General features: G+C 52.0%; 13 protein-coding genes. 8 read left to right on the top strand and 5 right to left on the bottom strand.

All coding sequences use genetic code 11. From position 1 onward, the window contains the following. Positions 1-13 precede the first annotated feature (13 nt). Complete coding sequence (locus P0X86_RS25315) at positions 14-1,042, bottom strand: LacI family DNA-binding transcriptional regulator (RefSeq protein WP_096776369.1); 1,029 nt, start codon at positions 1,040-1,042, stop codon at positions 14-16. 328 nt (positions 1,043-1,370) lie between these two features. On the opposite strand from P0X86_RS25315, the gene P0X86_RS25310 reads away from it, so the two are divergent. From P0X86_RS25310 to P0X86_RS25300, 3 genes are all read left to right on the top strand, one after another. Further along, positions 1,371-2,420, top strand: a complete 1,050-nt coding sequence (locus P0X86_RS25310) for a 2,3-butanediol dehydrogenase (RefSeq protein ID WP_277746765.1) — start codon at positions 1,371-1,373, stop codon at positions 2,418-2,420. 191 nt (positions 2,421-2,611) lie between these two features. Then, positions 2,612-3,370: an ABC transporter ATP-binding protein gene (locus P0X86_RS25305; protein WP_096776368.1), complete on the top strand. Its 759-nt coding sequence runs from the start codon at positions 2,612-2,614 to the stop codon at positions 3,368-3,370. Next, positions 3,367-5,856, top strand: a complete 2,490-nt coding sequence (locus tag P0X86_RS25300) for an FtsX-like permease family protein (RefSeq protein WP_277746764.1) — start codon at positions 3,367-3,369, stop codon at positions 5,854-5,856. Before P0X86_RS25305 ends, P0X86_RS25300 begins: the two co-directional genes overlap by 4 nt. A gap of 112 nt (positions 5,857-5,968) precedes the next feature. Here the strand turns inward: P0X86_RS25300 and P0X86_RS25295 are convergent, their stop codons facing one another. Then, positions 5,969-6,973: a FecCD family ABC transporter permease gene (locus P0X86_RS25295; RefSeq protein WP_096776366.1), complete on the bottom strand. Its 1,005-nt coding sequence runs from the start codon at positions 6,971-6,973 to the stop codon at positions 5,969-5,971. Between the two features lie 2 nt (positions 6,974-6,975). After that, positions 6,976-8,016, bottom strand: a complete 1,041-nt coding sequence (locus P0X86_RS25290) for a FecCD family ABC transporter permease (protein WP_277746763.1) — start codon at positions 8,014-8,016, stop codon at positions 6,976-6,978. A gap of 151 nt (positions 8,017-8,167) precedes the next feature. Between P0X86_RS25290 and P0X86_RS25285 the strand changes: the two genes are divergently transcribed. From P0X86_RS25285 to P0X86_RS25275, 3 genes are all read left to right on the top strand, one after another. Next, positions 8,168-9,184, top strand: coding sequence for an iron-hydroxamate ABC transporter substrate-binding protein (locus P0X86_RS25285; protein WP_277746762.1), 1,017 nt, complete (start codon positions 8,168-8,170; stop codon positions 9,182-9,184). 149 nt (positions 9,185-9,333) lie between these two features. Beyond that, positions 9,334-10,038 carry an RNA polymerase sigma factor gene (locus tag P0X86_RS25280; RefSeq protein WP_277746761.1) on the top strand — a complete coding sequence of 235 codons (705 nt, stop codon included), beginning with the start codon at positions 9,334-9,336 and terminating at the stop codon, positions 10,036-10,038. Positions 10,039-10,124: 86 nt separating this feature from the next. Next, entirely contained in the window at positions 10,125-10,499 is a 375-nt protein-coding gene (locus tag P0X86_RS25275; protein WP_277746760.1) for a VOC family protein, read from the top strand. 150 nt (positions 10,500-10,649) lie between these two features. On the opposite strand, the gene P0X86_RS25270 is transcribed toward P0X86_RS25275, so the two are convergent. Next, positions 10,650-10,793 (bottom strand): hypothetical protein, encoded by a 144-nt coding sequence (locus P0X86_RS25270; RefSeq protein WP_009595787.1) that lies wholly within the window; start codon positions 10,791-10,793, stop codon positions 10,650-10,652. 250 nt (positions 10,794-11,043) lie between these two features. Between P0X86_RS25270 and P0X86_RS25265 the strand changes: the two genes are divergently transcribed. Further along, complete coding sequence (locus tag P0X86_RS25265; protein ID WP_192570808.1) at positions 11,044-11,796, top strand: exodeoxyribonuclease III; 753 nt, start codon at positions 11,044-11,046, stop codon at positions 11,794-11,796. 114 nt (positions 11,797-11,910) lie between these two features. Here the strand turns inward: P0X86_RS25265 and P0X86_RS25260 are convergent, their stop codons facing one another. Next, positions 11,911-12,810 carry a LysR family transcriptional regulator gene (locus P0X86_RS25260; protein WP_277746759.1) on the bottom strand — a complete coding sequence of 300 codons (900 nt, stop codon included), beginning with the start codon at positions 12,808-12,810 and terminating at the stop codon, positions 11,911-11,913. A 145-nt stretch (positions 12,811-12,955) separates the two neighbouring features. Between P0X86_RS25260 and P0X86_RS25255 the strand changes: the two genes are divergently transcribed. Further along, a complete protein-coding gene (locus P0X86_RS25255) occupies positions 12,956-13,705 on the top strand; it encodes an SDR family NAD(P)-dependent oxidoreductase (protein ID WP_015737046.1) in 750 nt (249 codons plus the stop codon). Positions 13,706-13,712: the final 7 nt, after the last annotated feature.

Genomic DNA, 13,712 nt, shown 5'->3' with positions numbered 1-13,712 from the left:
GTCCGAATCACGCTTAGTCGATTGTTGCGGTTCGGATCACGGACACGCTCGATTCCCTGACAATAAGCCTCGGCTCGAATTGCACGCGCTCGAATTGCCCGGTCTTTTGCTCGCGAAGCCGCTTCAGCAGCAATTCCGTCGCAAGCCGGGCCACTTCATCGCCCATGATGGACACCGAACTGATCTGCGGCGTCGTGACGGTGGTCCATGCATTGTTATCGATGCCGACGACCGCCACATCGTCGGGAACCCGAACCTTCAGTTCCTTAAAACGGTTGACGATGCCGATGGCAACCATATCGTTAACCGCGTAGATGGCGTCCGGCATATGCCTCAGGCCATAGAAATAGTCCGCCGCGCGAACCCCTGTCTCAAACGAGAAGTCCTCCCCGAAATAGACAAGCGACGGATCGACTTTCTGCAGCGACTGTTCATAAGCCCAATAGCGCTCTTCGATTTTATCCTTGGGCGCACCGGCATAGGCGATTCGGCTCCGCCCGATTTTCAGCAGATGCTCCATGACAAGCCTGCCCTCCTGGCGCGCGAGGCCGACGATATCGGCTCTATACTCTTCACCCAGTTGTTTTCCGTAATTAATGATGGAGACGGGGAGGCTCGATTTGTTAATGAGGTCGCCAAGCGTTTTGGGATAGGCCAGCGGCATGATAATCAGGCCGTCCACGTGCAGTTTTTTGATATCCCTCACGATTTCCAGCTCGTTCCGTGCGTTCCCGGCCGTATTGATCTGAACGACCCGATAGCCGTGCTGTTTGGCGGTCTGTTCGACCGACCAGGCGATTTCCGGGATGATCGCATTCCGGATGTCGGGCACGGCGAGAGCGATTTGATTCGTCTGGCGGACCTTCAGGCTTTGAGCGGAGGTATCCGGACTGAAGCCGATTTCCTCGATCACCTGCATGATCCGCGCTTTCGTTTTCGGGCTGATGCCCTTGCTGTCGTTGATGGCTCGGGACACGGTTGCGATACCGACGCCCGCTTGTTTGGCGACATCTTCGATCGTTACTTTTCTGGGGTTCACCATATTCGATAAATTCCTCTCTATATCGGAAACGTTTCCTGTGTATGTGCGAATACAAGATGGGATTGAAGCCATTAACTATATTATAACATTAAGCTCGTCTCTCCATCACGGGATTCGCAGGGGAACAACTGGAACAAGCAAGCGATGCTGCATCGATCGCTGCATTTCCATGGCAAAGGCAGGGGAACGGCAGTCTGCAGTTGTCCATGACATTTCATACATTTTCGTGGAACGGGTTTGACAGATTGTCAAAACTGTGACATATTTGATTTCGGAAACGTTTCCTATTTCATTTTTATTTTTTCGAACCTATAAGGAGATGAAGACGATGCAAGCATTGCGCTGGCATGGAGTAAAGGACCTGCGTTTGGAGACGATCGCAGAGCCGCAAGCTACGAACGGAAAAGTGAAAATCAAGGTCGAGTGGTGCGGGATTTGTGGCAGTGATCTGCACGAATACGTGGCCGGGCCTATATTTATACCTGAGAATACGCCTCACGCCCTTACCGGAGAACAGGCTCCGGTGGTTATGGGCCATGAGTTTTCCGGCCAGGTTGTAGAGGTTGGCGAAGGCGTTACGAAATTCAAGGCTGGCGACCGCGTGGTTGTAGAGCCTGTCTTTGCATGCGGAACATGCGAAGCTTGCAGACAAGGGAAATACAATCTGTGCGACAAAATGGGCTTTCTCGGGCTCGCCGGCGGCGGCGGCGGTTTCTCCGAATATGTCGCCGCGGATGAGCACATGGTTCATAAAATCCCGGACAGCGTTTCTTATGAACAGGGAGCCCTGGTGGAACCTTCGGCAGTCGCGCTGTACGCCGTGCGCCAAAGCCAGCTAAAGGCTGGGGATCGGGCGGTCGTATTCGGTGCCGGGCCGATCGGCCTGCTTGTCATCGAAGCATTGAAGGCGGCGGGAGCATCCGAGATTTACGCCGTGGAGCTGTCCCCGGAACGCAAGCAGAAAGCCGAGGAATTGGGGGCTATCGTCATTGATCCGAAGGCCTGCGATGTAGTAGAAGAGCTTCATCGCCGTACCGGTACCGGAGTCGATGTGGCATTCGAGGTGACCGGGGTTCCGCCGGTTCTGACCCAAGCGATCAACTCGACGAAGATCGGCGGACAGATTATGATTGTCAGCATCTTCGAAACCTCCGCTCCGATCGTGCCGAATGACATCGTGATGAAGGAACGTAACATTACCGGAATCATCGGCTATCGCGACGTATTCCCGGCTGTGATCAGCCTGATGGAAAAAGGCTTCTTCCCGGCGGATAAGCTGGTCACCCAGCGGATCAAACTGGATGAGGTTATCGACCGGGGCTTTGAAGCCCTGCTTAAAGAGAAGAACCAAGTGAAGATCCTGGTGAGCGCTCACTAATATCGAAGCTGCATGGCTTATGAAAGACCGCGTAACGCGGTCTTTTTTTCTTTGGATGTTTATGCCAATAAGATATCAAACTAGTCAATTGCATTCCATGGATTCCATGAGATTACATATATAACCAAATCTGATATACTCATAGAGTATTTTATCCAAGTATAGACAAATAAATCGAGTGGAGGGATTGGATGAATCAGAAGAGTTTGTTATCGGTTCGCAATATCCACAAAACCTATGATGGAGACGGATTTAAAGTTCAAGCGCTAAAGAATGTTTCGTTTGGGCTGGCGGAGGGCGAATTGGTGGCGATTATGGGAACCAGCGGCTCCGGAAAAAGCACCCTGCTTAACATTATCAGCTCCTTGGACACCCCTAGCTCAGGCAGCATCGAGTTAAAGGGAGAGGTCATGGACCATATCTTCGTGGAACCTCATGCAACCCGCTACCGACGAGAAAATATCGGTTTTGTATTTCAATCTTTTCATTTATTGAATGATTTAAGCGTAGAAGAGAACATGGCGATTCCCTTGATCTTGCAAGGGGCATCGGAGGCGGAGATTCAGCACAAAGTTCAGGACATGCTCACTCTGCTTGGACTTGCGAGCTGGAGGAAGAAACGGCCTGTTCAGCTGTCAGGGGGACAGCAGCAGCGGGTAGCCATCGGCCGGGCGCTGATTACGAATCCGCCGCTGCTGCTGGCAGACGAGCCGACCGGCAATCTGGATTACAATACCTCAAAGGAAATTCTTGAAGCTTTGGTGGAGATGAGAAGCGCCTTCAATCAAAGCATGATTATAGTAACGCATGATCCGAATGTAGCGGTTTATGCCGATCGGGTGTTATTTTTCCATGACGGTCAAATCGTGGATCAGTATGAGAGCAGCGGAGAGCGAAAGATGGATCCGATATTGAACATATTCAAGAAGATGATGGAGTTATCCGCATGATTCATTCCCTACGAAGCATAGCTTTTCGTATACTGGCCCGTAACAAGTCGATTCTGTCCTTTTCCGTGATTAGCATAAGTTTGGCCGTGTTTCTGATGATCACGATGTCTTCATTCATGGCGAATGCCAACCGTTCCATAGACCACGAAGTGAAGTTGCAGTATGGCGATGTCGATATGGTGGTGGGATACACTAACGAAGTGGATCATGAGACATCAAATCAACGCATTATGGATTTAATGCAGTCCACAGGCGGGGTACGACAGGCCTCTCCGGTCATGCTGTCCCGGATGTTCGTTAATGATCTCGCTGCACCTGTAGCCGTTGCCGGTATTGAGGATGACGCGTTGTCGATGAGCCGATATCATTTCACAGCATATCCGGGACGCGGGGAGTTGATTCTGAACGAGTCGCTTGCAGAGGAGTTACAGCTGCGGGTGGGCAGTCGGATGAAGGTTGAAGGGAAAGCGTACACAGTCACGGAGATCATTGGCGATCCGGTTGCCGCTGCAGGTACCACATCGGATCTGCTGCTTATGAACCGGGAGGAAGTCAGGCAGATTAAGGCTGCAGGAGCCCAGCATGATGCGGTGTCAAGTTATGTGATGGTGCAGGCGGCGGATGATACCGACCTGCTGGTTCTGAGTGAGCAGTTACAAGAGCTGGAGCCCGGGCTAACGATCGAGATTGCCGCGCAGAATTCAACATTGAAGGCGGGCTTGTCTATCTTGGGCAATTACATCCTGGTCATCTCGGTCCTGATTGTTATGGTCATCTCCCTGTTGATCGTGTCCAATTTCGAAGGCATGCTGCATAAATACCGCTTCCAATTCGCCGTTCTCAGGTCTATGGGCGCGCAAACCGAACAGTTGTTTAAGATGGTGTTCATCCAATGCACGGTTACGAATGGGCTCGGTGTTCTGAGCGGCTTGCTGGTATCCCTACTAGGTTACACTTACATTATCCCATGGATATCCGGACTGTTTCTGGTTCCGCTGACGGATAGCCGTTTTGATGTTGGAGTTGCGACGATGGTAGCGGTGGCAAGCTTTATCATCCTGGAGTTATTTATGTTGATTCCTGCTTACAGAAGCACCAAGATACTGCCGCTTAAGATGCTGGAGATGAACCAGAATACCGATTTTAGAGGGCGAAAGGGACGAAAAGCATTAGGGAAAGTGCTGATGGCAGCCAGCCTGTTTTGCATCCTTTTTGGGGTTGCATTCTCGGGTACCCCGTCAGCTAACCCGGAGTTAAGCTTTTTAATGGGATTTCTATTGTTCGTATGGTCCGTGTTTACGATGGTTCCCGTATACCTTCCCGGTGTGTTGGCTAAGGTGTCGCCTGTGTTGAAGCTGCTAGGGGGGCGAGTTTCTTATGTTGCTGTCAAAAATCTTGTGCCGCAGGTCAAGAAAAACACCTTCGTTATTCTGACGATCAGCCTTGCCATGATGATTGCCGTCATCGGCTCGTCTCTCCTGAATACGATACAGCATAACGAACGGAATTATGTCAAGAAGCAGTATGCCACGGATATTCAGGTGGTCGATCGGCTGGAGAACTCGTCATCGATTAACCCTGAACAATTAAAGCAGCGAATATCGGAATTGGAAGGGATCGAGGAAGTCAGCACCGTCAGCAGATTAAGCCCTGCCAAACAGGGACAAGACGGAAGGATTATCGACTATGCGTTGGCTGATTTGGATGCGTTGGCGGCTCAGCGGCTGCTGCCGGAAGTTTCAAATGTAGGGAATGCCGTTATCGTATCCAACCGTTACGCTGACGAACATGCGTTAAGCATCGGCGACACGATAGCTTTGTCGATATACCAAGAAGAGGATCCAGAGAACTTCAAGAATGCCGGAACATTGACGGTAGCGGCCATTACGGAGCCATTCCAACAGGCGGATATGTACATCGACTGGTCGAACAGCGCCTTCCATACAAGGTTTACGGTATTCGGAACCGCTTATGTAACGCCCGCGAATGAGAATGCTGCCTTGAAGCAGCTGCAAGGAATCAAGGGGCAGTTTCCAACGGTCGATGTCAGCAGTTACGCCCAAGCTTTGGAGAATTCAAGCAACATGTACACGCGGGTATGGTCTTTTTTCTTAAGTGCCATCATTGTGATTATGCTAAGCGTGACCATCGGCGTATTTAATTCCCTCATTAACAATATTTACAGCAAACGTAAGGAATATGCCGTATTACGGGCTATTTCCGTGGACAAAAAGGGTCTCGTGGGGATCATTCTAACGCAGGTGCTGCTGTACCTCTGTATCGGCATGTTTGTGGGGGTCACGCTCGGAATTATTCTGTTATATGCATTTAGGCTGATTGACCCGGCACCTATCCATATTCATGCTGCATTCGTAACTTCGATCATGGGAATCATGCTGGCGCTGGCGTTTACGGTATTCCTTCCATATGCCCGGAGCCTTGCGAACAAAAAGATCGTCTCCGAGCTGAACCAGAACCGTGCATAGCACTCGGCTCTTGTGAATCAATCAAGTCAGCAAGATGATTAAAAAAACGGCGATTTCCTCCTGCATGGACCGGGAGGCGATCGCCGTCTTTTTTTGTTAAACCTATTCCAACTTAATCCTTGATCAGCAAATAGATAAAGTAAGGCGCTCCGAGACAGGAAACGACCAAGCCGACCGGGATTTCGGAAGGGGCCATCAGGTTCTTGCCGATCATATCGGCCACAAGCAGCACCAGCGAGCCGAGAAGCGCGGAGACAGGCAGCATTCCTTGATGACGGGGACCCACCAGCTTGCGTGCCAAATGCGGAGCTACGAGTCCGAGGAACGCGATGCCGCCGCCAACGGCGACGCAGGCGCCCGCCAGGGCAACGGAGATGAACAGCAGCGTTCTTCGCTCGCGCTCGACCGTCACCCCAAGCCCCGCAGCCGTGTGGTCTCCCAGGTTGAGCACATTCAAATTTTGCGATTTATATACCGCCCAAGGAACCAGGAACAGGATCCACGGAAGGATCGCAACGACATACTCCCAGCTTGCCCCCCAGATGCTGCCGGACAGCCAGATGGTGGCCTGCATGAAATTGTTAGGGTCCATCATCAGCTGGAATACGATAATCAGCGCCCCGAAGGCCGCGTTGATGCCGATCCCCACAAGCACCAGCCGGATCGGCGTGACGCCTTGCTTCCAGGCCAGCGAATAGATGAGGAAGGCGGCAAGAAATGCACCGACTAGCGCGGCAAAAGGCATGATATAGACGGACCATATGCCGGAACTGAACGAGCTTCCTTGAAAATAAAAAATATACAGTACGACGGCCAATCCTGCCCCGGAGTTGATGCCCAGAATGCCCGGGTCTGCCAGCGCGTTTCGCGAAACGCTTTGCAGTATGGCGCCGGAGACGGCGATTCCCGCGCCGATCAGGATGGCAATGACCATGCGGGGCAGGCGAAAGTGCATCAGGACGGTATAATTCTGTTCGGAACCTGTCCCGTTGAACGCTTTGACCACTTCGGCCAGCGGGATTTTCATCGTTCCCATATTCAGGCTGACCAGGAACACGGCAATGATAGCCAGCAGCAGGATCATGGATACGGAGATGATTTTTCTCGTTGTATTCATCGTTACAGCCCTCTCCCTTCGCGCCGTGCAAGATAGAGGAAGAAGGGAACGCCGATCATCGCCGTAATTGCGCCGACCGGCGTCTCGAACGGAGGATTGATCATCCGCGCACCCACATCGGCAAACACCAGCAGAAGTGCTCCCATGACGGCGGAGCAAGGGATGATCAGCCGATAGTCGGGTCCGACGATGAAGCGGACGATATGCGGGATGACGAGCCCCACGAATCCGATTGTTCCGCCTACAGCCACCGCTGCGCCTGTCAGCAGCAGCACAACGAGCGTGCCCAGGAACTTGACGGTTCCCGTTTTTTGGCCAAGCCCGGTAGCGACTTCCTCGCCCAGGCTCATGACGGTAATGGATCGGCTGAGCGCCAGCGCAATCAGCAGCCCGACGATGGCGACGGGGATCAGGAGTTTCACGTTCACCCATTGCACGCCCGACACGCCACCGGCATACCAGAAGCTGATATCCTTGGCAACGTTAAAGCGGATGGCAATGGCCGAGGATATCGAGCTCAGCAGCGCGGTAACGGCTGACCCGGCCAAGGCCAGCTTGACAGGCGTCAATCCCCGTTTGGATAACGAGCCGATCAGCAGCACAAGCCCGGCCCCCAAGCCGGCGCCTGTAAAAGATAACAGCATGAGCGCAGTAATGGATGGCGACTCCATAAAGGCAAACCCGATCGACATCATGAAGGAGGCACCGGCGGTGACGCCCATAATGGAAGGGGAGGCGAGCGCATTCCTTGTCATGCCCTGCATGATGGCTCCCGATACGGCCAAGGAACCGCCGATCAGCGCAGCCGCCAAGACCCTTGGCATTCGAAGTCTCTGGATAATCTGATGCGGGGTGGAATCGGCATCGAAGCGGACAAACGCCTCCCATATGGTGGACAGTTTAATGTTCGACGCGCCATAGATAATCGAAGATGCCATCGCGGCAGCCAGCAGACCAAGCCCCAGGAGAATGACGGCCGCCGCTGTTTTGGGACGGTAAATGGATTTTGCGGTTGTTTTGTGATTGGGATGATTTGCCTGCATGTTCACCTAAACCTTTATGTTGATAAAAATATTGAAATAACGTATTGTAAATGAGAATGAATTTCATTATCATGGTTAGTGTTATTATATCACTTCATGCGTAGAATGCTAGTGATTGCGCCAAAAAAATATACATAGGGGGAAAGAAAAGATGAGTCTTTTCAAGAAAAAAATATGGATTATCGCAGGACTGCTGGCGGCTTTAACGCTGCTTGCAGCTTGCGGTAACAGCAAGGACGCAGCCGGTAACGAGCCGACGGGGACGCCAACGCCAAGCGAGCAGAACGGCGGCACCGAAGCCAAGCCGGAGGAAGGAAGCACGGAAGCGAAGACGGAGCGAACGTTGACGGACGCCATGGGCCATGAAGTGAACATTCCGGCGGAGCCGAAACGGGTGATCGCTTCTTACTTGGAGGATAACCTGGTGGCATTGGGCATTACCCCGATCGCGCAGTGGTCGGTCAAGGGCGGAAGCGTCCAGGATTACCTGCAGGATGCGTTAAAAGACGTGCCGACCATTGAGCATGATCTTCCTTTTGAAGCGGTAGCAAGCTTTCAGCCGGACCTGTTGATCATGGACTCCGCTTCTATGGTAGAAGGCAATAAATACAGCCAGTACAGCAAGATTGCTCCTACCTACGTCATCGGCAACGAAGTCAATAACGATTGGCGCGAAGAGCTGAAGAAAGTGGGCGAAATCTTTGGCATGGAGGAGGAAGCTCAAGCGGCGCTTGATCGTTACGAGCAGAAGGCCAAGGATGCCAGGGATCAAATCCAACAGGCGATCGGCGGTGAATCCGCTGCGGCTATATGGCTTGTCGGCGGCAAATTGTTCGTTGTCAGCGAGACGCTGTCCAGCGGCGCCGTTATGTACGGTGACTTGGGACTTACCGTACCGGGCGTGGTGAAGGAAATCTCGGCATCGGCTACCGGCAACTGGTCCTCCATTTCCCTCGAGAAATTGGCCGAGCTCGACGCGGATCATCTGTTCTTTATTAACAGCGACGGCGAAGGCGCCGAAGTGCTTCAGGATCCGCTCTGGGCGAATATTCCGGCCGTCAAGAACGGCAACATCTATGAATATGGAAAAGATACAAGCTGGCTCTATACCGGCACGATTGCCAACAGCCAGATCATTGATGACGTGCTGGAAAGTTTGGTGAAATAAACGCTGTCAGAGTGAACAAAGCAGCCGCCACCCGATATTGTCGGGAGGCGGCTTTTTGGTATATGGATATGGATATGGGCTAAGATAACATGCAAACCTTGAGCAGGAAAACACGGGCACTCACAGAACTAGTTAGCGAGGTGGGAATCATGATGCCGAAGTATATGCCGGACTTATCCAACATCCAGACCAAGCTGCACCGATACTGCATGCGGATCTCGGGGGATCCATGGGAAGCGGAGGATCTGCTGCAGGATGTCATGATGAAGGTAATGCGGGCCGTTGAAACCGACCCTGGAAGACATCTGTCCAATGCCTATTTGTTTCGCATCGCAAGCAACGCGTGGAAGGACCGACTGAGAAAGGATAAGCCCGGGATGAGGGTTTCCGAGAATGTATTAGGAGATAGGGCGGCCGAAGATGACGGCTTATCCACCAGGGAGCTTTTGGAGGCCTTAGCGGACCGGTTATCGCCACGTGCGATGGTGATTTTGCTGCTTATGGACGTATTGGATTTCACGGCCAGGGAGACGGCCGAATTTCTCTCCATGTCCGAAGGGACGGTTCAGGTGTCGCTCGGACGTGCGCGAGCCAGGCTGAAGAAGCTGCATCGCATGCAGCAAACAGGCGATGAACCTAAGCCGCAGGAGAGAGACCCAGCGGGTACAGCCGCAGCACTGGATATGGATGCGCTTGTGATAGCTTTTCGAAGAAGAGATCCCCAAGCGATTTGTACTTCGTACCTTCAACTGACCAAGCTGCGCATCAGAATAAGCAAATTGAGCCGGGTTGGCGGAGTCCTTGCATTTTATATGGAAGATCCGGATGGAAACGTGTGGAAATTTACGGAATAAATTTGGACCCTGTTTGGTTTTAGCCCGAAATATCGTTTCTTATGTGTTGGAAGCTATTTAAGCTAATCAAAGAGGAGGAAGGTTGGTTGAAAAAATCCCTATTGTACGGCGTTGGCATTTTCGTACCGGTGAGTGATCTAAAGCGTTCGACGGCCTGGTATACGGAAATGCTCGGCTTTGAAGTGATTCACACGGATGAACCGAATGCGGTTGTCATGCGAATGAACGATGAGAAGGTATCCTTTTGCCTCGTGCGATCCTATGAGGTGAAGCAGCCGGAATTTCCCAAGAACGATTATGGTGTGGGGCAATATTTCAACCTGCATACCACGAATGTGAGTGAAATCCATCAACGACTGGTTGCCAAGGGAGCCGACGTGACTGAAATTGAGGATTTTGGCGGGTTCAAAGGATTTTCCCTGACAGATCCGGACGGCAACCGCTGCGGGGTGACGGAGTAGCGACGGCGAGGAGCAGAATGGTTATAATCGACGAGCATTTTGTTCGTCCAGATGATCGTTAGGAAAAACACCCATCTCATTGCCTTGGCATGGATGGGTGTTTTTGCTGCGGTGATTATCGAATGGGCATCGACAGCCGCATCAATTCCATTATTCCTGATCCCGACAATGCTCTTCGGCCGCGGAGGTGAACTCCTCTTCGTTCTCGGAAGCCAGCTTGTCCCCGTATTGATCCAAACGTTCAGGGCTGCTGGAAGGGCCGTCGTTCTTAGGCTTGCTGTTTCTGCCAGTCATTTGCTGCACTCCTCCTTTCGTGGGATTCTCATCGATTGGGTGCGAAATGACCGCACTCCGTTTACGTTTATGTTGTTCCTGATTTGGGGCGGGATTATGCACGCAAGGCCTCATCTTATCGTTTCATGAAGTTATGATGAAAGGGGCGAAGCTTCTTGTTCGTTACACCCGTGACATGATACCATTATAGAATTTAGAAGATTCATAGATTCAACGCGCAAAACGATATGGATACCACGGAGGTTACGATATGAAGCTAGTATCATGGAACGTCAACGGATTGCGGGCCTGCGTTACGAAAGGCTTTATGGATTATTTTAATGAGGCGGATGCCGATATATTTTGCGTGCAGGAAACGAAACTGCAAGCGGGACAGATCGAGCTCGATCTGGGTCCGGAATATCAGCAGTATTGGAACTATGCGGAGAAGAAAGGATACTCGGGAACGGCGGTATTTACGAGAATCGCCCCATTGTCCGTTCGCTATGGTCTGGAGGAAGACAGCGAGCCCGAGGGCAGAGTGATCACGCTGGAGTTTGAGGACTTCTATCTCGTGAACGTATACACGCCGAACGCGAAGCGCGACCTGAGCCGGCTGGATTATCGGCTGGAGTGGGAGGAACGGTTCCGCACTTACCTGCTTCAGCTCGACGAACGCAAACCCGTGATCGTATGCGGGGACTTGAATGTGGCGCACCAGGAAATCGACCTGAAAAATGCCAAATCCAATCATGGGAATTCCGGCTTCACGCAGGAGGAGCGCGGCAAAATGACCGATCTGCTGGCTGCGGGCTTTATCGATTCCTTCCGCCACTTCTACCCCGACCGTACGGACGTATACAGCTGGTGGTCCTATATGGCCAAGGTGAGGGAGCGGAATATCGGCTGGCGCATCGATTATTTCCTGACGTCTGCCCGTTTAGCCGAGAAGCTGAAGGATGCCGAGATCGACTGCCATGTGCTCGGAAGCGATCATTGCCCGGTGAGTTTGACGCTTGAGTAATTCATTAACATAATTACGGAGCTTGTTAAAAAAGCCAACCGGCGAACGGGGAGACTGGTATAATGCCACGACCCTATTTGCCGGTTGGCTTTTCATTCGGCGAACCTAAGCCCCTTATCCAATCTGATGCTTCAGCTTGTCCAGAAAGATCGACGCCGGCTTCGACAGGTGGTGGGTTCCGGGCTGTACCCACCCGAAGGAGGAAGCGGCGAGGCCGGGAGGCATCTCCAGCTCCAGCGTCACGATGTTTCCCGAAGGAACGGAGGCGAAGCTGGCAAAGGACAAGTCGACCCCTACCGTAACCGCCACATTCTCTTCGACGAGCTTCTGTATGACCCTCGTCTGGTTGGTGGAGAATAGCACATCCATGTCCCCGTACTGCTCCTGGAATACATCCATCAGCTTGAACAGATTGTCATCCTTATACAGTACCAAGGGATATTCCCGGAGCTCTTCGGGCGTGATCGATTGCCGCATGGCGAGAGGGGATTGGCGACTGACCCCCACCACGAATTTGCTCTCGAGGAGCTTCCCGAAATGCAGGCCGCGATGCTGATGAATGATGGATTCATCGACGAAGATCAGACCGATGTCCGCTTGATTCTGTTTAATATCCTCAATAATATCGAGCGTCGCTTTCTCCGTGATGTCGAGTTTGATTTGCGGAAAGTCTTTTTTGAACCGGATAATGGCATCGATGGACAGCGTTAAAGGCACCGGTACGGTAGCAATCCGCAATGACCCGCCAAGCAAATTAGAATAGCCTTCGGCCTCTGCCCTCAGCTCCTGAAATTGCTCCAAAATGGCATAAGCCTTCTGCAGGATCCGCTGACCTTCGGCCGTAGGTACGGCACCAAGCCGGGAACGGGTGAACAAAGAAAAACCGAACTCGGCTTCCAGGCTGGACACGGCTTGGCTCACCGCGGAAAGGGTGACGTTGCAATTCTGGGCTGCCTTGGTTAACGATCCTGTCTTGGCCGTCTCCACGATATATTCCAATTGTTCAAGATTCATATGGCTTTCATCCTTAAATAAAAGTTAAGCAACATTAATTATGTTTAAATTTACTTAAATATAACCCGGGATTACAATGAACACAAGGACATGGACACACAATGTTCAAATCATAACGCTATTTTACTCTAGGAGGTCATTGATAATGTCAGAACAACGTGTAGCGGTAATTACCGGTGGAGCGAGCGGAATCGGTCGCCAGGTCTCCCTTAAATTCGCAAGAAAAGGCGATCGCGTCGTCGTTGCCGATTTTAATGAAACTGCCGGGCAAGAGACCGTCGATATGATCAAAGCAGAAGGCGGCGAAGCTTCATTCGTTCAAGTCGACGTTTCCAAGCAAGAAAGCGTCGAGGCGCTTGTGGATAAAGCGGTTGAGCTTTACGGCCGCATCGACGTCATGCACAACAATGCCGGCATTGGCGGCGCCGGGCCGGTCCTTGAACAAAATATGGATCTGTACCATCGCACGATTAACGTGAATCAGCACGGGGTTGCCTACGGTATCATCGCGGCAGGCAGAAAAATGAAAGAACTGGGCATTAAAGGCGTTATCATCAACACGGCTTCCGTATTCGGCTTCTTGGCTTCGCCGGGAACATTTGCTTACCATGCGACAAAGGGTGCCGTCATCATGATGAGCAAATCCGCCGCGCTTGAACTGGCGCCATACGGCATTCGTGTCGTGGCTGTTGCTCCTGGAGCCGTCGATACACCGATCATCCAGGGTTATAAAGATTCCGGCATGCTGGATTCCATGAGAGCCAAAGTCATGGGCGGAGAATTGACGCAGCCCGAGGTGGTCGCCGATACCGTGTATCTCGTGTCGCTGGATGAAGCGGCTGCGATTACGGGCAGCGTGGTCATGGCCGACCAGGGCTATGCTTCATTCAAATAATCCGTTC

The organism is Paenibacillus sp. BR1-192, assembly GCF_029542445.1.
Taxonomy (GTDB): domain Bacteria; phylum Bacillota; class Bacilli; order Paenibacillales; family Paenibacillaceae; genus Paenibacillus_AQ; species Paenibacillus_AQ lautus_A.
The sequence above is the reverse complement of the archived record's forward strand: the minus strand, read 5'-3'. Positions and strand labels throughout refer to the sequence as shown.